The 23,295-nt window shown below is 57.2% G+C and carries 20 protein-coding genes and 1 tRNA gene; 10 read left to right on the plus strand and 11 right to left on the minus strand.

Annotated features, from left to right (window positions below):
• Positions 1-211: 211 nt before the first annotated feature.
• Together MC50_RS00445 and rsuA are read right to left on the minus strand one after the other, a co-directional pair.
• The gene (locus tag MC50_RS00445) at positions 212-1,408 is read right to left on the minus strand and encodes a Bcr/CflA family multidrug efflux MFS transporter (RefSeq protein ID WP_032686684.1); all 1,197 of its coding nucleotides are present in this window, start codon (positions 1,406-1,408) and stop codon (positions 212-214) included.
• The gene (gene rsuA, locus MC50_RS00450; protein ID WP_004864842.1) at positions 1,405-2,124 is read right to left on the minus strand and encodes a 16S rRNA pseudouridine(516) synthase RsuA; all 720 of its coding nucleotides are present in this window, start codon (positions 2,122-2,124) and stop codon (positions 1,405-1,407) included. Before rsuA ends, MC50_RS00445 begins: the two co-directional genes overlap by 4 nt.
• A 147-nt stretch (positions 2,125-2,271) precedes the next feature.
• Here rsuA and MC50_RS00455 point away from each other — a divergent pair, with 147 nt between their 5' ends.
• Positions 2,272-4,029: a DEAD/DEAH box helicase gene (locus MC50_RS00455; RefSeq protein ID WP_032686683.1), complete on the plus strand. Its 1,758-nt coding sequence runs from the start codon at positions 2,272-2,274 to the stop codon at positions 4,027-4,029.
• 137 nt (positions 4,030-4,166) lie between these two features.
• Complete coding sequence (rplY, locus tag MC50_RS00460; protein ID WP_004864846.1) at positions 4,167-4,451, plus strand: 50S ribosomal protein L25; 285 nt, start codon at positions 4,167-4,169, stop codon at positions 4,449-4,451.
• Between the two features lie 56 nt (positions 4,452-4,507).
• Here rplY and MC50_RS00465 read toward each other — a convergent pair whose 3' ends face one another.
• A complete protein-coding gene (locus MC50_RS00465; protein WP_032699099.1) occupies positions 4,508-5,398 on the minus strand; it encodes a LysR family transcriptional regulator in 891 nt (296 codons plus the stop codon).
• 105 nt (positions 5,399-5,503) lie between these two features.
• Here MC50_RS00465 and MC50_RS00470 point away from each other — a divergent pair, with 105 nt between their 5' ends.
• A complete protein-coding gene (locus tag MC50_RS00470) occupies positions 5,504-6,817 on the plus strand; it encodes a serine hydrolase domain-containing protein (RefSeq protein ID WP_032695451.1) in 1,314 nt (437 codons plus the stop codon).
• On the opposite strand, the gene MC50_RS00475 is transcribed toward MC50_RS00470, so the two are convergent.
• The gene (locus tag MC50_RS00475) at positions 6,814-7,434 is read right to left on the minus strand and encodes an NUDIX domain-containing protein (RefSeq protein ID WP_047663325.1); all 621 of its coding nucleotides are present in this window, start codon (positions 7,432-7,434) and stop codon (positions 6,814-6,816) included. The two genes, MC50_RS00470 and MC50_RS00475, sit on opposite strands and share 4 nt — an antisense overlap.
• A gap of 80 nt (positions 7,435-7,514) precedes the next feature.
• On the opposite strand from MC50_RS00475, the gene MC50_RS00480 reads away from it, so the two are divergent.
• A complete protein-coding gene (locus MC50_RS00480; RefSeq protein WP_032686679.1) occupies positions 7,515-8,279 on the plus strand; it encodes a DeoR/GlpR family DNA-binding transcription regulator in 765 nt (254 codons plus the stop codon).
• A gap of 63 nt (positions 8,280-8,342) precedes the next feature.
• On the opposite strand, the gene yejK is transcribed toward MC50_RS00480, so the two are convergent.
• Positions 8,343-9,350 (minus strand): nucleoid-associated protein YejK, encoded by a 1,008-nt coding sequence (gene yejK, locus MC50_RS00485; protein ID WP_032686678.1) that lies wholly within the window; start codon positions 9,348-9,350, stop codon positions 8,343-8,345.
• Between the two features lie 189 nt (positions 9,351-9,539).
• On the opposite strand from yejK, the gene MC50_RS00490 reads away from it, so the two are divergent.
• The 5 genes from MC50_RS00490 (at position 9,540) to eco (ending at position 13,893) form a co-directional block, all read left to right on the plus strand.
• Positions 9,540-9,767, plus strand: coding sequence for a YejL family protein (locus tag MC50_RS00490; protein WP_032686767.1), 228 nt, complete (start codon positions 9,540-9,542; stop codon positions 9,765-9,767).
• Positions 9,768-9,786: 19 nt separating this feature from the next.
• Complete coding sequence (gene yejM, locus MC50_RS00495) at positions 9,787-11,547, plus strand: LPS biosynthesis-modulating metalloenzyme YejM (RefSeq protein ID WP_032686677.1); 1,761 nt, start codon at positions 9,787-9,789, stop codon at positions 11,545-11,547.
• Between the two features lie 77 nt (positions 11,548-11,624).
• Positions 11,625-11,701, plus strand: a tRNA-Pro gene (locus MC50_RS00500).
• Between the two features lie 233 nt (positions 11,702-11,934).
• The gene (locus tag MC50_RS00505) at positions 11,935-13,044 is read left to right on the plus strand and encodes an AI-2E family transporter (protein WP_032686676.1); all 1,110 of its coding nucleotides are present in this window, start codon (positions 11,935-11,937) and stop codon (positions 13,042-13,044) included.
• Between the two features lie 357 nt (positions 13,045-13,401).
• On the plus strand, positions 13,402-13,893 hold the full coding sequence (eco, locus tag MC50_RS00510) for a serine protease inhibitor ecotin (protein WP_032686675.1): 492 nt from the start codon (positions 13,402-13,404) through the stop codon (positions 13,891-13,893).
• 52 nt (positions 13,894-13,945) lie between these two features.
• Here the strand turns inward: eco and mqo are convergent, their stop codons facing one another.
• The gene (gene mqo / locus MC50_RS00515; protein WP_015583824.1) at positions 13,946-15,577 is read right to left on the minus strand and encodes a malate dehydrogenase (quinone); all 1,632 of its coding nucleotides are present in this window, start codon (positions 15,575-15,577) and stop codon (positions 13,946-13,948) included.
• A gap of 272 nt (positions 15,578-15,849) precedes the next feature.
• Between mqo and MC50_RS00520 the strand changes: the two genes are divergently transcribed.
• A complete protein-coding gene (locus MC50_RS00520) occupies positions 15,850-17,097 on the plus strand; it encodes a SulP family inorganic anion transporter (RefSeq protein ID WP_032686674.1) in 1,248 nt (415 codons plus the stop codon).
• Here MC50_RS00520 and mgtE read toward each other — a convergent pair.
• The 5 genes from mgtE to apbE all read right to left on the minus strand — a co-directional run bounded on the left by mgtE (position 17,060) and on the right by apbE (position 23,198).
• Positions 17,060-18,496: a magnesium transporter gene (gene mgtE / locus MC50_RS00525; protein ID WP_032686673.1), complete on the minus strand. Its 1,437-nt coding sequence runs from the start codon at positions 18,494-18,496 to the stop codon at positions 17,060-17,062. The genes MC50_RS00520 and mgtE overlap by 38 nt on opposite strands.
• A gap of 143 nt (positions 18,497-18,639) precedes the next feature.
• Entirely contained in the window at positions 18,640-20,283 is a 1,644-nt protein-coding gene (locus MC50_RS00530; protein WP_047663326.1) for a multidrug ABC transporter permease/ATP-binding protein, read from the minus strand.
• A 69-nt stretch (positions 20,284-20,352) separates the two neighbouring features.
• Positions 20,353-21,009: a DNA oxidative demethylase AlkB gene (alkB, locus tag MC50_RS00535; RefSeq protein ID WP_032686671.1), complete on the minus strand. Its 657-nt coding sequence runs from the start codon at positions 21,007-21,009 to the stop codon at positions 20,353-20,355.
• Positions 21,009-22,073, minus strand: coding sequence for a bifunctional DNA-binding transcriptional regulator/O6-methylguanine-DNA methyltransferase Ada (ada, locus tag MC50_RS00540; RefSeq protein WP_047663327.1), 1,065 nt, complete (start codon positions 22,071-22,073; stop codon positions 21,009-21,011). The genes alkB and ada overlap by 1 nt, the downstream gene beginning before the upstream one ends.
• A gap of 72 nt (positions 22,074-22,145) precedes the next feature.
• Positions 22,146-23,198 (minus strand): FAD:protein FMN transferase ApbE, encoded by a 1,053-nt coding sequence (gene apbE / locus MC50_RS00545; protein WP_032699095.1) that lies wholly within the window; start codon positions 23,196-23,198, stop codon positions 22,146-22,148.
• Between the last annotated feature and the right edge of the window lie 97 nt (positions 23,199-23,295).

A 23,295-nucleotide genomic window follows, 5' to 3' on the forward strand; every position in this document is an offset into this window, starting at 1 on the left:
TTATAATCCAGAACCTTATAGTTTCGCTGCGGAAACAGATCGGGGCTATATGTACCCGTTTCTGTGATCCAAAACAACTTTTTTATCGCAACAATGCGACTTTTTACACTAATTGATTTTACATAAAAGAAACAAATTACAGAACCGGGAAGCCCATCGCGGTTGATGTGCATCAAAAAAGGGGCGGAAATCGCCCCTTGTGGCAGGTATTTTAGTGCGCGGTTTTACGTCGCCGACTGGCGTAGAGGTAAAAAAGGATGGAACTGCTGGCGCAAAATGCGATCGAAATCAGCATCGGCCAGGCGGTAGTAAAGGTGGCCATGGACAGCAGCGCGCCAATAATCGCCCCGATGCCAAAGCGGAAGGTCCCCGCCAGCGATGAGGCGGTGCCCGCCATATGCGGAAACTCGTCCAGAATGACCGCCATCGCGTTGGAGGAGACCATCGAAACGCAGCCGACAAACGCGGCAACGCCGACCACCAGCGCCCAGAATCCGACATCCAGCAGCGCGCAGACCACCATCCATACCGCCATCACAAACTGAATCCACAGCCCGGCGCGGAACATATTCAGCGCCCCGACCCGTCGGACAAAGCGGCTGTTAATGATGGTCATGATGAACAAGAAGACAATGTTCAGCGCAAAATAGTAACCAAAGTGCTGCGGCGAAACGTGGTTGATATTGATGTAGACAAACGGCCCGGCGCTCAGGAAGGAGAACATCCCGGCAAAGCTGAAGCCACTCGCCAGCATATAGCTCAGCACCCGCTTATGCCGGAACAAGGTCGCAAAGTTACCCAGCGTGGTGCGCAGACTAAATTTTTGTCGCCGTTCAACCGGCAGCGTTTCGCTGATGAAAAAAGCAATCATCGCCGAGGCCAGCAGCGCCGCCAGCGCGAGAATCCAGAAGATCGCATGCCAGCTGAACCACACCAGAACGGCGCCCCCTACCATCGGCGCAACCAGCGGCGCGATAGTGGTGACCAGCATGACGAACGACATCATCCGCGAAAACTCTTCTTTCGGATAGATATCGCGCATCAGGGCATTGATGACCACGCTCGCCGCCGCGGCCGCCAGACCGTGGAAGAAGCGCATGGTAATCAGCATGTCGATAGTCTGCGACAGCGCGCAGGCCACCGCAGCCGCGGCGAAAATCAGCGTTCCTCCGAGGATCACCGGCTTACGGCCGATGCTGTCGGCCATCGGGCCATACAGCAGCTGACCGAAAGCAAAGCCCAGAATATAGGTACTGAGCGTCATCTGCGCACTGCCGTCCGGCACATTAAACTGCGCCGAAATCACCGGCAGCGCCGGGAGATACATATCAATCGACAGTGGCATCAACATGGCCAGCAGGCCAAGAATAAACACAATCCCCAGTGAAGAATTCTGCTTTGCCGTCACGTTTTACTCCGTGCATGCTGGAGGCCAACGCTGGCGATCTCGTCTTCCGTCAGCGGGCGGTACTCGCCAGGCTCCAGAGATTCATCCAGCATGATGTCGCCAATACGTTCACGATGCAGGCCGACGACGTGATTACCCACCGCCGCGAACATGCGTTTCACCTGATGGTAGCGCCCTTCGCTTATCGTTAAGCGCACTTCCGTTGGCGTCAGCACTTCCAGACGCGCAGGTTTCGTCAGATCCTTTTCATTGTGCAGCTGAACGCCTTTCGCAAACTGTTCAGCCGTTTGCTCATCCACCGGGTTTTCCAGCGTCACCAGATAGGTTTTCTCACAGTGATGGCGCGGAGAAGTGATGCGGTGCGACCACTGCCCGTCATCGGTCATCAGCACCAGTCCGGTGGTGTCGATATCCAGTCGACCTGCGGCATGCAGCTTATGCGCGACCGGGACATCCAGGAAATAGAGAATCGTTGGATGATCCGGATCGTCCGTGGAGCAGACGTACCCCTGCGGCTTGTTGAGCATAAAGTAGCGCGGGCCGTTCTGCTGAGTCAGCGTATTGCCGTCATACTCCACGTCGTGCTCTGGCTGGAGCTTAAACGACGCATCTTTGACGATTTCGCCGTCTACGAGAACGCGGCTGCTGCGGATTTCACGCCCGGCAATAGCCCGACTGACGCCAAGTTGCTGAGCGATAAACTTATCAAGTCGCATGAGATTTTTTTAGCCTGTAATAATGCTGGAGCGGGCAAACGCCCGAAAAAGAAGAAGTTCGCTGGCTAGTATAACGGGCTCTTAACGCCACTCAAGGGAAAAGATTCGTGGCATACTATTTGCGAGTTAATTAACGCCAGTATAGCCATGACTTTTACATTACGTCCCTACCAAAAAGAGGCCGTCGACGCCACGCTCGCCTGGTTTCGTCGCCATCATGAACCGGCCGCCATCGTCCTGCCAACCGGCGCAGGTAAAAGCCTGGTCATCGCCGAACTGGCGCGTCTGGCGCGCGGCCGCGTTCTGGTGCTGGCGCACGTCAAGGAGCTGGTCGCGCAAAACCACGCCAAGTATTGTGCGCTTGGGCTGGAGGCGGATATTTTTGCTGCCGGCCTGAAACGCAAAGAGAGCCACGGCAAGGTGGTTTTCGGCAGCGTGCAATCGGTAGCCCGTAACCTTGAACAGTTTCAGGCCGAGTTTTCACTGCTGATCGTCGATGAATGCCACCGCATCAGCGACGATGATGACAGCCAGTACCAGCAAATTATCAGCCATTTGCAACAGGTCAATCCGCAGCTGCGTCTGCTCGGGTTGACCGCCACGCCGTTCCGCCTCGGCAAGGGCTGGATCTACCAGTTTCATTATCATGGTATGGTTCGCGGTGATGAGAAGGCGTTGTTCCGCGACTGTATTTACGAGCTGCCGCTGCGCTATATGATCAAGCACGGGTATCTGACGCCTCCGGAGCGGCTGGATATGCCGGTCGTACAGTACGATTTCAGCCGCCTTCAGCCGCAGAGCAACGGGCTGTTTAGCGAAGCGGACCTGAACCTTGAGCTAAAAAAGCAGCAGCGCATTACGCCGCATATCGTCAGCCAGATCGTCGAATTTGCCCAGACGCGCAAGGGAGTGATGATTTTCGCCTCCACGGTAGAACACGCGCGGGAAATTACCGGCCTGCTGCCCGCCGGCGAGGCGGAGCTGATTACCGGTGACACGCCCGGTCCGCAGCGCGATCGCATCATCGAAGCATTTAAGGCGCAGCAGTATCGTTATCTGGTGAACGTGGCGGTGCTCACCACCGGGTTTGATGCCCCGCATGTCGATCTGATCGCCATCCTGCGCCCCACGGAGTCGGTCAGCCTGTATCAGCAAATTGTCGGCCGCGGCCTGCGTCTGGCGCCGGGGAAAACCGACTGCCTGATTCTCGACTATGCCGGAAATCCTCACGATCTCTATGCGCCAGAGGTGGGCTCGCCGAAGGGCAAGAGCGATAACGTCCCCGTACAGGTATTCTGTCCGGCCTGTGGCTTTGCCAATACCTTCTGGGGAAAGACCACCGCCGACGGTACGCTGATTGAACACTTTGGCCGCCGCTGCCAGGGCTGGTTTGAAGATGACGACGGTCATCGTGAACAGTGCGATTTTCGTTTTCGTTTTAAAAACTGTCCGCAGTGCAATGCGGAAAATGATATTGCCGCCCGCCGCTGCCGCGAGTGCGACACGATTCTGGTCGACCCCGACGATATGCTGAAGGCCGCGCTGAAGCTCAAAGACGCGCTGGTGCTGCGCTGCAGCGGTATGGACCTGCAGCACGGTGGCGACGATAAAGGCCCGTGGCTGAAAATCACCTATTACGATGAGGACGGCGCCGATGTCAGCGAGCGCTTCCGCCTGCAGACGCCGGCCCAGCGGACCGCGTTTGAGCAGCTGTTTATCCGCCCGCATACCCGCACGCCGGGCGTGCCGCTGCGCTGGATAACCCCTGCCGACATTGTTGCCCAACAGCCGCTGTTGCGTCATCCGGACTTTGTCGTCGCGCGCATGAAAGGCCAGTACTGGCAGGTCAGGGAAAAAGTCTTCGACTATCAAGGCCGCTTCCGTCGGGCAAACGAACTGCGTTAATCAGCGCCGCGCCTGAGGTTTTCATTGCCGTCAACGCCATAGGTGGATATAATGCCGCCCGCTTTTGCATTCGCAAAGCAGATCATCTGCCTGCTGCTGGGTCGCCTGTAGCAGGATTTAAATATAGAGAGACATCAATGTTTACTATCAACGCAGAAGTACGTAAAGAGCAGGGTAAGGGTGCGAGCCGCCGCCTGCGTGCAGCTAACAAATTCCCGGCCATCATTTATGGCGGTGAAGCTACTCCGGTAGCAATCGAGCTGGACCAGGACAAACTGTGGAACATTCAGAGCAAAGCTGAGTTCTACGGTGAAGTTCTGACCATCGTTATCGATGGCAAAGAAGAAAAAGTAAAAGTTCAGGCTGTTCAGCGTCACGCGTTCAAGCCAAAACTGACTCACATCGACTTCGTTCGCGCTTAATCGCGATAGCAAGTTGAGTGGCAAACGCCCCGGCCCGCAAGGTCCGGGGCGTTTTGTTATGCGTCTTGTTTCCATAGCAAAGGCGCAAAATCAACCACCTCTCCCAGCGTCGGATGCTTGTTCATTCCCGGCTGCCACAGCATTACCATCGTGACATTCAGCCCCTGGGTACCGACTTCGGTGTCGATCTCCTCCACCCCTTGCCAGTCGACCGCCTGAAAATGGTCAGGTAAGAATCCCCACCCCTGCCCCTGCTGCAGCGCATGGCGCAATAACGCTTTCTCATTCATGTACAGCGTGTGTCCCGAGATTTGCACCCGGCGGGCAATTTGCTCGTCTGCACGGCGATGCATCACCAGCTGTGGCACCAGCGACAGATTGAGCAGAGTCAGCGGACGCGCGCAGTCAGCAAACAGGCGCTCCGTCGCATAAAAGCGCAGATCGACGGTTCCCAACGCTCGCCATTCCATTTCGCTACCGAGAGTCCGGTTATTAGCCTGGCAAATAGCCAGATCGGCCTGCCCGTCGGCCAGCGCCTGCTCCGCCTCGCGACGCGATGCGCTCCAGCAGCTCATTCGCAGCTGACGTCGGGCAAGGTGGTCTGCCAGCGCGCAGAGAAAGGGGCGCGGGACAAACGGATCGTACACCACCCGCAGCTCCTGCCCCGCCGTGCGCGGCAGAGTCTGCGCAAACGACTCAAAGGCCTGCGCCTGGCGCAGGAGTAGATGCGCCTGGCGAAACAGTTGTTCCCCTTCGGCGGTTAACGCCAGGCTCCGCCCTTCGCGCAGGAACAGCGCATATCCCAGCGCATCTTCCAGATAATCCAGCAGATCGCGCAGCGTGGTACGGTCCTTTCCGAGCCGAATCGCCGCCCGGGAGAGACTCCCTGTTTCCGCGATGGTGGCAAAGGCTTCAATCTGGGCAAATGAGTAATGCAGCGTTTTCATCCCGAGGTTTCCTTCGGGGGAAAATCCCCCATCGGCTGATTTTAGCCTGCCGAAGGCGATTTATATACTGCAGGCCTGGTTGTTATGGCTAATAAGGAATCTCTGATGACAAAGATAAAAAAAACCACACCGCTGGCCCTGGCGCTGATGTTCGCGCTTTGCCCTACCGTCAGCATGGCGCAAACCCCGTCACCGCAGGCCTGCGGCGGAGTGATGCTGGATGTCTGCCCGACGCCTTTTGATCCCGTGCTGCCCGCCACAAAAGATATGCTCAACTGGGATCAATCTGCCCGGGTTATCGGCTTTCGCAACGACTACCGTAACTATGCCGGCGATGTCTTCCGTCACGGTAGCGCCACGCCGCTGTCGCCATCAGATAAGCCGCTGACCGACGTCAGCTACACGGTAAACGGCCAGACATGGAACCTGCAGGATTACCTGAAGCGCCAGAACGTTACCGGTTTTCTGGTACTCAAAGAGGGTAAAATTGCCTACAAATATCTCGGCGCAGGCAACACCGACACCACGCTGTGGACCTCCCGTTCGGTAGGTAAAGCGGTGGTCTCCACCTTAGTCGGTATGGCGATTCAGCAAGGTAAAATCCATTCGCTTAATGACCGGGTCACCGATTACGAGCCCGACCTGAAAGGCACCGCCTGGGATGATGTCACCCTTAAGCAGCTGATTCAGCACACCTCCGGCGTCGAGTGGAATGAAGATTACACCAATCCACAATCCCATTTCGCCCGCCTGACCCAGTGTGAGGCCCATCCGGGCGCCTACGCATGCGTGCGCAAGATCGTGGCTTCCCTGAAGCGTACGCATCCCGCCGGCGAGCAGTGGTCCTACTCATCAGGGGGCGCATGGCTATTGGGGGATGTGGTGGAGCGGGCCACCGGAATGCCGCTTGCCGCATGGCTGGAGCAGGCCCTGTGGCAGCCCGCCGGAATGGCGCATGACGGCGTCTGGCACGCTTATCAGCAGGGTAAACATGACGTCGGGGCGCATGGCTTTAACGCCACGCTGGAAGACTGGGGTCGTTTCGGCGAGTTTGTCGCCCGGGATGGACGCCTGGCCAACGGCCAACGACGGGTGCCTGAAGGCTGGTTTGACCAATCCTCCGCCTGGACTCAGGCGCAGAAATCGGTCTCCCCGGCACACCCGGAAGGCATTTACGGCTATCAATGGTGGAATAACGCGATTCCAGCCAACGCGCAGCACGTCGACCCTACCGCTCGCCAGGGGCTGAAAGGTTCGCTGTGGGCGCTGGGTATCTACGGCCAGGTGATTATGGTCAACCGCGCGGAACATCTGGTGATCGTGCAGTGGTCAACCTGGCCGCAGGCCGAACCTTCGTTTAACGCCCAACCGCTGGAAGCCGCGCTGATGTACAGCGCTATCGCTCGCAAGCTGCGCTAAGGGTTATCGCGCCTTGTTTCATCCTGAGCAAGGCGCGATGAAACCGTGAGGGCCAGGTGTTGCAGGAGCATAATGGTTTTGGCATCCACAATTTCCCCTTCGCGTATCGCTTGTAACGCCCGGGCCAGTGGCCACTCCAGCACTTCAATATCCTCCCCTTCCGCCGCCAGCCCGCCGCCTTCGCTGCGGCGATCGTCCGCCGAATATTCGGCAATGAAAAAGTAGAGTTTTTCGGTAACCGACCCCGGACTCATGTAGGCAGTAAAAACCGGTTCAATACCGGTGACACGAAAGCCGGTCTCTTCTTCCGCCTCGGCGATAATGCGCTCTTCCGGCGACGCATTATCCAGCAGTCCGGCAGCCGCCTCGATCAAAAAACCATCATGACCGTTAATCCACACCGGAAAACGAAACTGGCGAATAAGCACGACGGTTTGCTTTACCCGGTTATAGAGCAGAATCACCGCGCCGTTGCCGCGATCGTAGGCCTCACGGCTCTGCTCCTGCCAACGGCCGTCCCGTCGCAGCAATTCAAAAGTGTATTTTTTTAACGTATACCAGTTGTCGGACAGCAGCGTTTCACGCACGTGGCGAACGCGGGATGTATCGCAGGACATATTTTTCTCCTGATAAGATGACAGCGGCCACGATAACATGCAAAATAACGCACAAACAAGATCAAACGTGAAGGAAAAATATGTTTGCCAGCCAACGAAAACAGCAAATACTGCAAATTCTGGCCGTCGAAAAACAGGTAATGTCCGGTGAGCTTAGCCAGCGATTTAACGTCTCTGAAGACTCTATCCGCCGGGATTTACGCGAGCTTGCGGGGGAAGGCAAGCTGCAGCGGGTCCACGGCGGGGCGCTGCCGGTTTCGGCGGCCATCGCGCCGATCGAAACAAGAAAAAACGTGCAAATCGCCTCGAAACAGGCCATTGCCCGCCGGGCGGCGGCCCTGATCCAGCCGGGTCAGGTGGTGATTATCGATGGCGGGACCACCACAGAAGAAATGGTCCGCTGTCTGCCGGCTGATTTAGCCTGCACCATCGTGACCCATAGCCCCGGTATAGCCGTCGCGCTGGTGGAGCGGCCGTTGATTGAGGTCATTCTTATCGGCGGGCGGCTGTTTAAACATTCGGTGGTCACCGTCGGCGCCAGCGCGCTGGAAGGTATTGCTCGGATCAATGCCGATCTGTTTTTTATGGGCGTGACCGGGGTGCATGACCGCGCTGGTTTCACTACCGGCGATTATGAAGAGGCGGCTATCAAGCGGGCGCTCGCCGCGCGGGCAGCGGAAACCATTGTGATGGCGTCGCAGGAAAAACTGAACTCGGCATCGGCGTTTGCCATCGGCGAGTTAAGCCTTGCCAGTACCCTGATTATCGATGGTTTGCTGGATGAGGCCCTGCAGGCGAAGCTGACCCAGCACGGGATCGAGACGATCCGCGCCGATGCAGAGTAAGAACGCCGCGGGCCGACGATGGCCCGGGCAGCAGCCCCGGCCTTCACCGGGGCTGGCGGAGAATCAGCTACCGCCGGAAGTCCGACGCTGCAGCTGATCGCGCAGGTTAGGCGGCGTACCTTTGATGGTCAGCGTATCCGTTGCCGGATCCCAGAACACCCGCTCGCCCAGCAGCATGGCATCAAAGTTGATCGTTAACCCGCCGCCGCTGCCGGCAAACTTGGTCAACTGACGCAGCGTGCTGCGATCCGCCGGGAAGCTCTCTTCCAGCTCATACCCCTGTTCCGCGGTAAATTGCTGGAAGCTCTTCTCGCTGACGCCGGCCAGCTCTTTGGATAAAGATTCCAGCTCAATCTCTTCTCCCGCCTGCAGCTGCTCGTTGCAATAAGCATAGACCTGCTGACGAACGTTCTGCCGTTCGGACTTATCGAGCTGAGCATCGGAGGCGAAATCATCGACCGCCTGGAGCAGGCCACGGTTCTGCGCTTTCGCGTTCAGCCCTTCGCTGGCGCCAAGGAAGTCCATAAAGAAATCAGCCACTTTACGCCCGACACGGCCTTTGAGGAAGGTCAGGTAGCGGGTCGACTCCGGATTGGTTTCCCATTCAGTTAAGTCAATGCGCGCCACAATATCGGCATGATTGATATCCAGATAGTGGGTCGAGCTGATATCCAGATCTTCATTAACGCGCATACTGCTCAGGTTGTTCAGCACCGCCACCAGCAGGTACTCTACCGCCAGATAACGATACTGACAGAACAGCACGATACCGCCTTCTGCGAAAGGGTACTTCGCCAGTTCGTCACGCAGACGGCCGGTTGCCGCCCGGCTGAACGGGAGAAAGTCTTCCTCGCCCTGACGCTGCAGGCGAAGGGCCTGTGCCAGCTCGCTCTCCTGGTTAAACAGACCGTAGGCCTTGTTTTTAGCGCTGTAGACACGATGCAGCTCGGCCATCATTTCCACGACCGTCGCATTCGGCTCCAGTAAGGAATCGCGCAGCACCAGTTCGAGGTTTTGTTCATCACGTTTAATTAACTGATGCAGGGCAATCTGGTCGATATCCAGACTCATGTTAAACTCTCCTTTTAGACCGGCCGGTATTCAACCACCGCCGGGACGGCGACGCAACCGCCGCGTGACTCTTCGACGACCTGAGACTCGCGATCCTGCGCGCTTTTGCGCCGTGGCGAAAAAATGCGGAAAAAAAGCTGCTGCTACGGTAATATGTTGCCCTTTCACGAACAAACAGATTTTGAGTTTATGCCGCAATTATCCCGCTATAGTGATGAACACGTCGAACAGCTGCTTAGCGAGCTGAGCAACGTGCTGGAAACACACAAAGCCCCCGTTGACCTTTCACTGATGGTGCTAGGCAATATGGTGACTAACCTGATCAATAGTAGCGTCGCGCCGGCGCAGCGTCAGGCGATCGCCCGTTCTTTTGCCCAGGCTCTGCAGTCTTCAATCAACGACGACCCGGCGCACTAAGGATAACCAACAACTGTATATGGTGACTCTTCGTCAGCCCTACCGAGAAAAAATCTCCCAGATGGTCAGCTGGGGGCACTGGTTCGCCCTGTTCAACATGTTGTTGGCCATGGTGCTCGGCAGCCGCTATCTTTTTGTCGCCGACTGGCCCACGACTCTGGGCGGACGTATTTTCTCGTATGTCAGCCTCGTGGGTCACTTCAGTTTTCTGGTGTTTACCAGCTATGTCCTGATTCTCTTCCCGCTGACCTTTATCGTCATATCGCAGCGATTGATGCGCTTCCTGTCGGTCATTCTGGCGACCGCGGGCATGACGCTTCTGCTGATCGATAGCGAAGTCTTTACCCGTTTCCACCTGCATCTTAACCCGATTGTCTGGGAACTGGTCATCAACCCTGACCAGAATGAGATGGCGCGCGACTGGCAGCTGATGTTTATCAGCGTGCCGATTATCTTCCTGCTGGAAATGCTGTTTGCGACCTGGAGCTGGCAGAAGCTGCGCAGCCTGACGCGTCGCCGCCACTACGCCCGGCCTGTCGCCTGGTTTTTCTTTCTCTCTTTTATCAGCAGCCACCTGATTTATATCTGGGCGGATGCGAATTTCTATCGCCCAATCACCATGCAACGGGCGAATCTGCCGCTCTCCTATCCGATGACGGCCCGCCGTTTCCTTGAGAAACATGGCCTGCTCGATGCCCAGGATTACCAGCGTCGGCTGGTAGAACAGGGGGCGCCGGAAGCCGTCTCCGTTGAGTATCCGCTGAGCAACCTGCGCTATCGCGATCTGGGGGCTGGCTACAACGTTCTGCTCATTACCGTCGATAACCTGAACTATTCACGGTTTGAGAAAAATATGCCGGAACTGGCCCGTTTCGCACAAGAGAATGTCAACTTTACCCAGCATATGAGCTCCGGCAACACTACCGATAGCGGTATGTTTGGCCTGTTCTACGGGATTTCGCCGGGCTATATGGATGGCGTGCTGTCGGCCCGCATTCCGGCGGCGTTGATTACGGCCTTTAACCAGCAGGGATATCAGCTGGGGCTGTTCTCCTCCGATGGCTTCAGCAGCCCGCTCTATCGCCAGGCGCTGCTGTCCGATTTCTCGCTGCCAAATGAGAAAACGCAAAGCGATGAGCAAACGGCGGACCAGTGGATTGGCTGGCTCAATCGCTATGCGCAGGATGAAAACCGCTGGTTCTCATGGATTTCGTTGAACGGCACCACGCTGGACAACAGTCAGCAGCAAAACTTCGCGCGTCGCTACAGTCGTGCGGCGGGAGATGTTGATAGTCAAATCAGCCGGGTACTGAGCGCCCTGAGCGATGCCGGAAAACTGGATAACACCGTGGTGATTATCACCGCCGCTCACGGTATGCCGTTGAATCCGCAGCGCGGTAAGTTTGACTGGTCCCGGGAGCAGCTGCAGGTGCCGCTGGTTATTCACTGGCCAGGAATTCCGGCGCAGAACATCGCGACGCTGACCAGCAACAAAGATGTGATGACCACGCTGATGCAGCGCCTGCTGCACGTCTCCACGCCTGCCAACGAATATTCACAGGGTGAAGACCTGTTCAGCCCCGCGCGTCGCCGGGCCTGGGTGACGGCAGCCAACGGCGATACGCTGGCGGTCACGTCGCCAGAGGTGACCGTGGTGCTAAACCACAACGGTACCTACAGCACCTGGAACAGCGATGGCAAAAAGATTGATAACCGCAAACCTCAGCTCAGCCTGCTGCTGCAGATCCTGACTGACGAAAAACGCTTTATCGCTAACTGATTGATTAATTATGAATCAATCAGCCGTTCCCCGGCTTGCATTCGGTCGGGGAACGGGTAATATTGTCCTCCATACGTCGGCACGTAGCGCAGCCTGGTAGCGCACCGTCATGGGGTGTCGGGGGTCGGAGGTTCAAATCCTCTCGTGCCGACCAAATCATTCACCGGTAGGTTATCTTAACCACCGGTAACCCCTTAAGAACCCGCATCCTCTCTGAGCCTGCGGGTTTTTTAATGCCCGAATCCGTCCCACCGACACGGTCGCGGTCCGCGCTCGAATCCATCCCCGCTTTCGTGCTGCCGATGAACAAACTCCGACCTTACTGATTGTAAAACGAAGAATAGCTTCTATTATTCGTCGTACTTGCCTGACACCGGAACAATTAATATGAGAGTTAATGGACTTACGAAGGGATTTTTTATCCTGATTTTGCTGATGGTCAGCCTCGCCTTTTTTAATGTTCTTTCGCCTTATTATTCAGCCATACTGTGGGCCGCGATTCTGTCGGTCATCTTCAACCCGGTAAAGAACAAATTGCGGGCTCGCCTCGGTGAGCGCAATGACCTGGCATCGTTGTTGACCGTGGTGATTATCTGCCTGATTGTTTTCACGCCGCTGGCGATCATCATTTCATCGCTGGCGTTCGAGCTAAACCTGGTTTACACCCGGCTTCAGCATAATGACACCCAGTTTCCGGTGGTGGTGGCAAACCTGTTTGCCCATCTGCCCGAGTGGGCCAGAAGCTTTCTCTCCGAACATAACCTTGACAGCGCAGAGCAGATTCAGAAACAGCTCTCTGACGCCGCCCTGAAAGGTGGGCAATATCTGGCCGGTAGCGCGTTCCTGATTGGTAAAGGGACATTCGGCTTTACCGTGAGCTTCGGCATCATGCTGTATCTGCTGTTTTTCCTGCTCAAAGATGGCCCCTATCTGGTCATGCTCATCCTTGAGTCCCTGCCGCTGTCTAACTACGTTAAGCAGCATCTGTTTGCCAAATTTGCCGCCGTATCACGGGCAACCGTAAAAGGTACCGTCGCCGTCGCCCTCGCCCAGGGGATACTTGGCGGTATCGCGTTTTCTATCGCCGGCCTCGACGGCAGCATTTTGTGGGGCGCCATCATGGCGTTTCTGTCGCTGATTCCGGCGATCGGTTCCGCCATAGTCTGGGTACCGGCGGCTATCTTCCTGTTTGCCACCGATCAGCTATGGCAAGGGGCGTTTATCGTGGGCTTCTTCGTGATTGTGATAGGCCTGGTGGATAATATTCTGCGCCCGCTGCTGGTGGGCAAAGACACCAAAATGCCGGACTATCTGATTTTGATTGCCACCCTCGGCGGCATGGAGATTTACGGTATTAATGGCTTTGTCATCGGGCCGCTGATCGCCGCCCTGTTTATCGCCTGCTGGAATCTGTTATCGGGGCGTGAACACGCGGGCAACACCGACGAAATAGATGAAGAGTTCATCGAGGAAGGGAAAGTCAGTCGCGATGAGTAAGCATCGGGGGGAGCATTTCGCTTCCCCCTTCTGTTTCCATTCATGTCACTGATAACGCCTCATCATTCGCGGGTATGGGCCGGTCAGAGTGGAATCATTGCACCTGAAAGCGTCTTCGCTTGCTGATGATTATTAACGCCGGATTACCGGCCGCAGTTGGCGGCAATATCCCGTCAAGGATACCGCAAGAACCTTTCGCTCAGAGCGTGAATATGGGTAGTGAATACTTGCACACCATCAAGAAAAGTCAGTCAATAAGACCAGAATATATGAAAATAATGGTAAATTATTCTTACCATTACGCAAAAGAGTGCTAGTCTTTTGCCGTTAAAGATCGATAACAAAGGATGATGAATCGTGAATAAAATCTCTACGCTTGCTGTTTCTCTGCTGGCCGTTGCCTGTGTTTCCACCAGCGCGCTGGCCGCTGAACAGCCTCTGGAAAAGGTCGCCCCCTATCCGAAGGCGGAAAAAGGCATGAAGCGTCAGGTGATTCAGCTGCCGCAGCAGCAGGACGAATCCGCATTTAAAGTCGAACTGATGATCGGCCAGACCCTTGAGGTTGACTGCAACCGCCATCGCCTCGGCGGCCAACTGGAAAGCAAAACGCTGGAAGGCTGGGGCTACGATTACTACGTTTTTGATAAAGTAACCGGACCGGTTTCAACCATGATGGCCTGCCCGGACGGCAAAAAAGAGCGTAAATTTGTGCTGGCAGGGTTAGGTGATGATGCGATGCTGCGCTACAACAGCAAGCTGCCAATCGTGGTCTACACGCCAGATAACGTCGAAGTGAAATACCGAATCTGGAAAGCAGACGAAACCATCGGTAATGCCGTTGTACGCTAACGCGAAGCGATAAACAGTCACTCTCCGGCGGCATCAGCCGCCGGATGTCGTTCTATAGCGCAATATCCGCCATAGGTTTGTCGCCGGACAGCGGCTTCAGCTCCGCAAGCGGGACCTGATCAACCACCGCGACTGGCTCGTAATGCAGCTGCAGCACTTCACTGGTCCACGCCAGCGCCTGTTCAATCGCCGCCGGATTACCGTCCAGACGCAGACCGTAGGACGGAACGATCTCTTTCAGTTTCGCCTGCCAGGCGGCCGACTGCACCTTCTCTTTAAAGACCTTCTCCATCAGCTGTAGCATGATAGGCGCCGCCGTCGATGCTCCCGGAGAGGCTCCCAGCAGCGCTGCAACGGTACCTTCGTCATCGCTGACCACTTCCGTGCCCAGACGGAGTACACCCTTCTTGCCGTTGCGTTTGATAATCTGTACGCGCTGGCCAGCCTGCCACAAGCGCCAGTCCTCTTTATTCGCTTCCGGATAGTATTCGCGCAGCGCCTCGTGACGATCGTTATCTTTCTGCATCACCTGGCTAATCAGGTATTTCACCAGATCGAAGTTATCCAGACCAACATTGAGCATCGGCAGAATATTCGAGGTGTTGGTTGATGCCAGCAGATCCCACAGCGAGCCGTTTTTCAGGAAGCGGGTCGAGAAGGTCGCGAACGGTCCGAACAGCACCACGCGCTTACCATCGATAATCCGCGTATCGATATGCGGAACCGACATCGGCGGCGCGCCCACTTCGGCCTGGCCATACACTTTCGCCAGATGATGGTTCACCACCTCCGGGTTTTCGCACACCAGGAACTGACCGCCCACCGGGAAGCCCGCGTACTCTTTCGCCTGAGGAATGCCGGTTTCCTGAAGCAGCGTCAGCGCGGCGCCGCCGGCGCCAATAAAGATAAATTTGGCTTTAATAACGCGCTTCTGGCGACGATTATCGGCATCGGCCAGGGTCACCGTCCAGCTCTTGTCCGCGTTGCGCTTAAAGCGACGCACAACGGTGCCAAGCTGCAAAGAGAAGTTATCATGGGTCTGCAGTCCGGCAATCAGCTGGCGGGTGATTTCCCCGTAGTTGACGTCGGTTCCGACTTCGGTGCGGGTCGCGGCCACTTTTTGCTGCGGATCGCGCCCTTCCATCACCAGCGGCGCCCACTCTTTGATCTGCTGATGATCTTCAGAATAGCGAATCCCGCGGAACAACTCACTCTGCTGCAGCGCCGCGTAACGTGCGCGCAGGAAATTCACATTGTCTTCGCCCCACACAAAGCTCATGTGCGGCACGCTGTTAATAAACGATTTCGGCTTACTGAGTATGCCGCGTGTCACCTGGTGAGCCCAAAATTGCCGGGAGATATGGAAGGATTCATTGATATCGACCGCTTTGTCGATATTAATCCCGCTGGCGGTTTGTGGCGTGTAGTTCAGCTCCATCAAAGCCGCATGGCCGGTACCCGCATTGTTCCAGCCGTTCGAGCTCTCTTCAGCCACGCTGGACATCTGCTCGACCATGGTAATAGACCAGTCCGGCTCAAGTTCCTGAAGCCAGGTTCCCAACGTGGCGCTCATGATGCCGCCGCCAATCAACAATACATCCGTCTCTTGCTCATGGCGGGTGTTGGTCCGAGGTGTATTTGAACCAACAGCCGGTGAGCTGGGTACGGCCATCTTTTTCTTCATCGGATTTGAGCCTTACTTTACTCGCTTTTGGATTTAGCGCAGGTGAAACGATTATCGGGAATCAAGGTAACACCGAAGATCAAAAAATTAAATATTGTTTAAAATTTAAGTTGAGTTTTGAGATCTGTTATAAAAATGTTTAATAAATGTGTACGCTAAATCATATTTTGTACTGGTATATGTCACGTCCACGCGCTATCATCCCCTGTTTTGTGACAGACCGCACACAAGCTCAGGCTCGTGGCTCCGGTTTATCTACCAGCGAAACGCTTATGCATCAGGCCACCAACCACGTACCACCCTCTTCGAACGGCGCTCTTCGCCATGTATTACGCTCGCCCTCGCTGCTGACCCGCGAAGCGCTGGCTGGCGTACTCACCGCGCTGGCCCTGATTCCAGAGGTTATCTCCTTCTCCGTGATTGCCGGGGTTGACCCGAAAGTCAGCCTGATTGCGTCCGTTGTGCTCTGCCTGGCGATGTCGGTTCTTGGCGGCAGACCGGCTATGGTCACCGCTGCGGCGGGGTCGGTGGCGCTGGTGATTGGCCCTATGGTGCATCAGCACGGCGTCGGCTATATCCTGCCTGCTGTCATTTTGGCTGGTATTATTCAAATTTTGTTTGGGTTGTGCGGCATGGCCCGGCTGATGCGGTTTATTCCGCAATCGGTGATGACCGGTTTTGTGAATGCGCTGGGAATACTGATCTTCTTTGCCCAGCTGCCGCATTTCTGGAGCACACGGCCGCTGATCATCGGCCTGTTCGTGCTGACGCTGCTGATTGTGCTGTGGGCGCCGCGCTATATCAAAGCCATCCCTTCGCCGCTAATCGCTATCATCCTGCTGACCTTGTTTACCGTCACCACCGGCCAGCTGCTGCCCACCGTCGGTGATGAAGGCAGCATGAGCGGCGGACTGCCCGGATTTACCGCTCTGCGGGTACCGCTCGATCTGCACACGCTGAACATTATCTGGCCCTGCGCATTGAGTATCGCCTTCGTTGGGCTGCTGGAGTCGCTGCTGACGGCTAAACTCGTGGATGATCTGACCCACACGCCATCCAGCAAAGCGCGCGAGAGTACCGGGCTGGGCATCGCCAATATTCTCGCCGGACTCTACGGCGGTATCGCCGGCTGCGCCATGATCGGGCAGACCATCGTTAACGTCGAAATGGGCAAGGGCCGAAGCCGCGTCTCAACCGTTGCGGCAGGCCTTGTACTGCTGCTGCTGGTGACCGCGCTGAGTGAAGTGATGGCTAAAATTCCGATGGTGGTGTTGGCCGGAGTGATGGTGATTGTGGCGGCAAAAACCTTCAGCTGGCATAGCATTCGTCCGGCGGAAGTGGCGCGTCATCCGTGGCCGGAGACGCTGGTCATGCTGGCGACCGTCGGCGCGACGGTCGGAACCAGCAATCTGGCCATTGGCGTTCTGGCCGGACTGGCAGTGATGGCGCTGATTCCCCGTCGCCTGCGCAGCAGGCCGGCGCTTACATCAGAAATATCGTCGCCAGACCGAGAAAAATAAAGAAGCCGCCGGTATCGGTAATCGCGGTGATCATCACGCTGGAGCCGACCGCCGGATCGCGCCCCAGCTTGACCATCACCATCGGGATAATCACCCCCATCATCGCGGCCATCAGCAGATTCAGCATCATCGCCAGCGTCATCACGCCGCCCAGCTGCGGGTCCTGATACAGCCACCAGGTGATCGCTCCCATGATCCCGCCCCACACCAGGCCGTTAATCAGCGCGACGCCCATCTCGCGCATGATCAGAAACGAAAAGCTGCCGGGCTGGATGTGCTGTAACGCCATAGCGCGCACGATCATGGTGATCGTCTGATTACCGGTATTGCCGCCGATCCCGGCGACAATCGGCATCAGCGAGGCAAGCGCCACCAGCTGTGAAATAGTGTGTTCAAACCCGTCAATCACCCGCGAGGCGATAAAGGCGGTGCACAGATTAACCGCCAGCCACGCCCAGCGGGTCTTCACCGCTTTACTGACCGGCGCAAAGACATCCTCTTCGCTGCTCAGGCCGCCCATGCCGCGCAGATCGCTGTCCGTCTCTTCATAGACGACGTCAACGATCTCATCGATGGTCAGACGCCCCATCAGCTTCCCTTCCGCATCAATCACCGCGGCGCTGATCAAGTCGTCACGTTCAAAAGTACGCGCCACCTTTTCAGCCTCTTCATGCGGCTGGAAGGTAACCGGGTCCCCTTCCATGACGTCGCCGACCCGTTTTTGCGCATCATTGAGCAGAATCGTTTGCAGCTGAAGCTCACCCAGCAGAAGCTTATTGCGGGTGGTCACAAACAGCTTATCGGTGTTCTCCGGCATTTTGCCCAGCCGCCGCAGGTAGCGCTGTACCGCCGCCAGCGTCATTTCCGGACGCACGACAATCACTTCGAACTCCATGATTGCCCCGACGGTATTGTCGGCGTAGCGCATAATCTGGCGGACGCGCGCGCGCTTTTCCGGCGGCATCGTCGCCAGTAAGCGGCCGGTCAGGTTACGCGGCAGGTGCTGAACCAGATAGACCTGTTCGTCGATATCCAGGGTTTGCAGCGCGTCGAGCAGCTCGTGGTCGCTCATCTTATCGATGAGATCGCCCCAGACGTTTTCCGATGCCTCGAGCAGCACCTCGCCGCGTTTGTCATTGCTGACCAGCTGCCAGAGCGCATTACGCCCGTCGTACGGCAGCGCTTCGAGGGCATCGGCAAGGTCCGGCGGCGGCAGGTGAGAAACCAGCACCTCGACCTCCGCCAGATCGTCTGCCAGCGTACCGTCGTCATAGCGTTCAGCGAGAGTGAGTTTTCCCAGCAGCGCCGAGGTCACGGCTTTATCGGTGGTCAGCAGCCAGATAAGACGGGCACGCTCTTCATCACGTAATCTGGCACTTTTTTTATGCGAAACGGACATCGGTCAGGCAATCCTTTTGAGAACATGTGGCAGGCCAGGAGCCATAAGCATAGCGCGGGGAGGGAGAAAAAATAACCGTCGCCCCGTTCAGGCGGCGGAAAAATCAACAACCGCGCCGCCGGCGAGCCGGGCGACGCGGTCAGTCAGGCGGTGCGAGCCACCGCATCCCGGGTAGCCAGCTCGCGCTCTTCTCCCGTCAGCTCTGTCAGCTGGCCGCCTCGCATCTCCAGCAGGCGGTCGGCATGCTGGAAGTAGTGATCGTCGTGGCTAATGGCGAAAACGGTTTTCCCCATCTGCTGCATCAACGGCAGCAGCAGCTGGTAAAACTCGCGACGGAAATGCGGGTCCTGATCCGCCGCCCATTCATCAAGCAGGATGATATCCCGCTCCTCCGCCAGCGCCAGCAACAGCGCCACGCGTTTTTTCTGCCCTTTCGACAGCTTCAAATCGATAATCCTGCCGTTATCCAGCTGCAGTTTGTGCGTCATTTTCAGGTACTCCATCCACTGGCCGACCAGCGCAGGGTTCGCCGCTTTCCCGCCAGGCCCCAGCAGCCGATCGAACAGCCAGACATCGGTAAAGACCGCCGAAAAAAGCTTGCGGTAATCTTCGGGCTTGTCCGCCGCAAGGGGCTGGCCATCCAGCAGAATCTGCCCGGAAGCCGGTTGATACAACCCGGTCAGCAGCATCGCCAGCGTGGATTTCCCGCTACCGTTGCCGCCAATTAAAAACACCAGCTCGCCGCGCTGTAGGGTGAGGTTAATCGGCCCGACGGCAAAGCTGTTATCCGGATAGTGGAAGCAGACGTCGCGCAGCTCCAGAGTCTGCCAGTGCGGGTGCGGTTCCGGCTGCGGGAAGTCGGCGCGATACGGTGTCAGCGAGAAGGTATTCAGCTTGTTGAACGCGACCTGGGCGCTGAGCAACGTCGGCAGCGCTCCGACCGCCGAGAGCAGCGGCGTGCGCAGGAACAGCAGCGTCAGCGAGTAGGTCGCCGCCACCGCGGTATTCGCCCAGCCGAGGCTGTTTGCCATCCAGAACACCAGTCCGATGGCCCCCAGCATCATAATATTCGACCAGTTCACCGCGCTGAGATGGAACGTATCGGCGCGGATAATATGGTGACGATATTCGCGGGCATCCGGCAGATACAGTTGATTAAACACGTATTCCGCGCGTTCCCGGTTGAGGGTTAGCTCTTTACGCCCTTCCAGCACCGTCTGGTAGTCGTGGTACAGCTTGTCTTCGGTTTCCCGCAGCGTCGCCATATGCCGGTAGACGCGAGCCACCAGCACAAACCCGCCCCAGATGGTCAGCGCCATCCACAGCGCGGTGACCATCATCATTTTGCCCGACAGCCACGCCAGGTAGGCGGCGGAACCAACGGTCAGGATAATCCCCTGCACCAGCTCCGGCAGGCGAACAAAAGCGATGGTGATATTACGAATGTCGCTGGTTAAACCGGCGAGCAGCGAAGCGCTACCGATCTTCTCGACCTTTTCGATTTGGCTATCAAGGATGCGCTTGATAAATTCGCCGCGCAGGCGGAAGACAAAATGGTGTCCCAGGGTGGTCAGAGCCAGCTGGGAACCCAGCGTCACGACCATCAGCAACAGCAATAAACCGAGAAATTCCGGCAGCACCGCCAGCGAGGTATCGACCACGGTCATCAGGCGCAGATTAATAAAGGCAATAAGCCCGAGTCCCAGCGCCGCGCTGAGCAGACTCAGGGCAATGACGGAGATAAACGGCCAGCGATACTGGCGCCAGACAAGCAGCAGAAGTTCCATAACTCACAATCCGGGCAAGCAAAACAGCCAGCAGTTTAAACTGCTCGCCAATGACATCAAGAATAATTCTTATTTTTGTTCTTTCGCGCCGGCCAGACGGAAGGTGAGATTATAACGGCAGGCGCCGGTCTGCGGATGGTCGCCCTCTTTCAGCGGCTGGATACCGTGGTAAAACAGGCGCGATTCTCCGCCCCAGACCACCACATCGCCATGCTCCAGCAGCACACGCTGCAGCGGATCGCTGCGCCGCAGACCGCCAAACTGAAACACGGCGGGCAACCCCAGTGACACCGACACAATAGGCGCCCGCAGATCGCGTTCATCTTTATCCTGATGCAGAGACAGCTTTGCCCCGGGCTGATAGCGGTTAATCAGACAGGCATCAGGAGCAAAACGGGGATAGCCGCAGGCAAGCGCCGCCTCCGCAGCCAGTTCGCGAAAGATCGTCGGCATCGACGGCCAGCGCTGACCGGTTAACGGATCGTCGGGGGCATAGAGGTAGCCGTGCATATCGGTGGTCCAGCCAACTCTGCCGCAGTTAGTCATCGCCACCGACATGGTATAGCCTCCCGGCGTCACCATTTGACGAAACGGCGACCGGCTGGCAACCTGCATTATCGCCTGGAGCAACGCCGCCGCACGCGGGTGGGCGAAGCGCCGCAGAATGGCGGCCCCCGGCGCCAGCGGCTCCTGCCAGGGAGGCGTATCGGCGAATAAATCGAGCATCACTTCTCCTCGGTTTGCGCTTCCCGGGCCAACAATTGCGCTTTGCGGGCCGTTCCCCAGCGGTAGCCTGAGAGCGCCCCGCCCTCACGGACCACCCGATGACACGGGATAACAATGGCCAGTTTATTGGCCGCGCAGGCGCCTGCTACGGCTCTCACCGCACGGGGTTGGCCAATGCTGTGCGCGACCTGACGATAGCTGCGGGTCTCTCCTGCCGGGATCTGGCGCAGAGCCTGCCAGACGCGCTGCTGAAACGCGGTGCCGCGCAGATCCAGCGGTAGATTAACCGCCTGGCGAGGATCGTCCAGATGGGCGAAAACCTGGGCTACCCGCTGGCAAAAATGCGCATCCCCCGGCAGAAGCCGGGCGTGAGGAAAGAGGCGGGATAACGCATCAAGCAGCGCCGCGTCCTCTTCCCCCGGTAAAACGGCGCACACGCCCCGGTCACTTTCTGCGACCAGGCAGCGACCGACCGCACAGTCGCCGACAGTATAGACAATGTCGGTATCCTCGCCGCCGCGGCGAAACTGGCGGGCGGTCATACCAAGCGCGGCATCCGCCTGACGATAATAGCTGCTGCCTCCGGGAAAGCCTGCCGCTAACACGGCGGGCGTCACTTTTTCACCCTGCCCCAGCGCTTCGCGCAAACGTCGTGCACGCCATGCCTGCTGCCAGGCTTTCGGCGTCATTCCGGTGACGGATTTGAATAAACGATGAAAATGAAAGGGGCTGACCGCCAGCTCCTGTGCCAGTGCCTCAAGGGTCACCGGCGCTTCCTGTTCCAGCAGGCGACAGGCCAGGGTAACTTTGTCCACCTTCTGTTGCTGCGGATCGCTTCTATCCGGCTGGCAGCGCTTACAGGGACGAAAGCCATCGGCGATAGCCGCCTCAACACCGGGGTAAAAGCGCACATTCTCCCGCAGCGCTCGCCGCGAACGGCAGGACGGGCGGCAACAGATACCGGTGGTCAGTACGGCAAAGACAAACTGACCATCGGCTCGCACATCACGATCGCACACCGCCTGCCAGCGGCGATCGTCGGTATCAGCAATTATCGGTTTCATAACGGGCTCCTGCTTTAAGTGTATCGTCAGTCTGAATCAGCGCCCGATGAAAAAAACCCGAAATCTTGCTGTTTAATTCTTTTCGCCGACCAGGAAAGTGCGGAACTGCGGCGACATCCAGGTTTTAAACCCGTCGCCCTCTTTGATGATCATGTAGACCGCTAGCCCCTGCTGGCGCACCACTTCCTGCGCCCTTTCCGGCCCCAGCACCATCAGGCCGGTATCCCAGCCGTCCGCTTCCAGCGCCGTCGGAGCGATAACCGTGACCGAGACCAGTTTATGATCGATCGGCCGGCCGGTTTGCGGATCGATAACGTGGGAAATACGTTTACCGTCCAGCTCATAGTAGTTGCGGTAGCTGCCGGAGGTACTGATCCCATGTCCGTTGATATCAACAATCGCCTGTACGGCATTCTCGCGATCGGTGGGTTTCTGGATGGCCACCCGCCACGGCTGCCCGTCGCCGTTCATCCCCCGGCTGACCAACGCCCCGCCGACCGAAACCAGGTATCGGGAAATGCCCTCCTGCTCCATCAGGCGAGCCAGATGATCGGCGGCATAGCCTTCGCCAACGGTGGAGAGATCGACAAACAGATCCGGGATGTCTTTTTGCAGATATTGCCGATCCGCGTGGTTAATGACCGTCAGATGCTGGAGCCCCGTGCGCGCTTTCGCGGCGGCGATCTGCTGAGGATCCGGCGTTTTAACCGGTTGCTTGTCGGGGCCAAACCCCCAGAGGTTCACCAGCGGCCCCACCGTAATATCCATGGCGCCCGCGGTTTTTGCGCCGATGCGCAGCGAGAGGGTAACAATATCAGCCATCGCTTCGCTGACCGGCCACGGATCGGTCGTGGTGGCATGGTTAAAGCGCATCAGCGCAGAATCGTTTTTCCAGGTGGAGAGCAGGCGATCGTCGGCATCGAGCTGCGCCTGGACCTTCTGTCGCAGCGCCTCGGCTTTGGCTTCATCAACGCCAATGACGCTGACCCGCCAGAATGTGCCCATCGTCTTACCATCCAGTACGGTCGCGGCACTTTTTGGCGCAGTGGGGGTGGTGGCTGAATCGCAGCCGGAAAGCAGTACGCAGACGCTGAACAGCGCGCTACGGAAAAAAGTGATATCCATAAAATCAGGTTCCTCTTGCTAAGGCAGCAAGATTACACCAGCGAGGTTAAACCGGGCATAAAAAAAGGCGCCAGAGGCGCCTTTTTTCGTCACTTCA

This window comes from Klebsiella planticola, assembly GCF_000783935.2.
In the GTDB taxonomy this organism is placed as follows: Bacteria; Pseudomonadota; Gammaproteobacteria; order Enterobacterales; family Enterobacteriaceae; genus Klebsiella; species Klebsiella planticola.

Bases quoted from the DNA above. Each gene is read 5' to 3' on its own strand.
- rsuA (WP_004864842.1), bottom strand. From the start codon at position 2,124: ATGCGACTTGATAAGTTTATCGCTCAGCAACTTGGCGTCAGTCGGGCT.
- MC50_RS00455 (WP_032686683.1), top strand. From the start codon at position 2,272: ATGACTTTTACATTACGTCCCTACCAAAAAGAGGCCGTCGACGCCACG.
- rplY (WP_004864846.1), top strand. From the start codon at position 4,167: ATGTTTACTATCAACGCAGAAGTACGTAAAGAGCAGGGTAAGGGTGCG.
- MC50_RS00465 (WP_032699099.1), bottom strand. From the start codon at position 5,398: ATGAAAACGCTGCATTACTCATTTGCCCAGATTGAAGCCTTTGCCACC.
- MC50_RS00470 (WP_032695451.1), top strand. From the start codon at position 5,504: ATGACAAAGATAAAAAAAACCACACCGCTGGCCCTGGCGCTGATGTTC.
- MC50_RS00475 (WP_047663325.1), bottom strand. From the start codon at position 7,434: ATGTCCTGCGATACATCCCGCGTTCGCCACGTGCGTGAAACGCTGCTG.
- MC50_RS00480 (WP_032686679.1), top strand. From the start codon at position 7,515: ATGTTTGCCAGCCAACGAAAACAGCAAATACTGCAAATTCTGGCCGTC.
- yejK (WP_032686678.1), bottom strand. From the start codon at position 9,350: ATGAGTCTGGATATCGACCAGATTGCCCTGCATCAGTTAATTAAACGT.
- MC50_RS00490 (WP_032686767.1), top strand. From the start codon at position 9,540: ATGCCGCAATTATCCCGCTATAGTGATGAACACGTCGAACAGCTGCTT.
- yejM (WP_032686677.1), top strand. From the start codon at position 9,787: ATGGTGACTCTTCGTCAGCCCTACCGAGAAAAAATCTCCCAGATGGTC.
- MC50_RS00505 (WP_032686676.1), top strand. From the start codon at position 11,935: ATGAGAGTTAATGGACTTACGAAGGGATTTTTTATCCTGATTTTGCTG.
- mqo (WP_015583824.1), bottom strand. From the start codon at position 15,577: ATGAAGAAAAAGATGGCCGTACCCAGCTCACCGGCTGTTGGTTCAAAT.
- MC50_RS00520 (WP_032686674.1), top strand. From the start codon at position 15,850: ATGCATCAGGCCACCAACCACGTACCACCCTCTTCGAACGGCGCTCTT.
- mgtE (WP_032686673.1), bottom strand. From the start codon at position 18,496: ATGTCCGTTTCGCATAAAAAAAGTGCCAGATTACGTGATGAAGAGCGT.
- MC50_RS00530 (WP_047663326.1), bottom strand. From the start codon at position 20,283: ATGGAACTTCTGCTGCTTGTCTGGCGCCAGTATCGCTGGCCGTTTATC.
- alkB (WP_032686671.1), bottom strand. From the start codon at position 21,009: ATGCTCGATTTATTCGCCGATACGCCTCCCTGGCAGGAGCCGCTGGCG.
- ada (WP_047663327.1), bottom strand. From the start codon at position 22,073: ATGAAACCGATAATTGCTGATACCGACGATCGCCGCTGGCAGGCGGTG.
- apbE (WP_032699095.1), bottom strand. From the start codon at position 23,198: ATGGATATCACTTTTTTCCGTAGCGCGCTGTTCAGCGTCTGCGTACTG.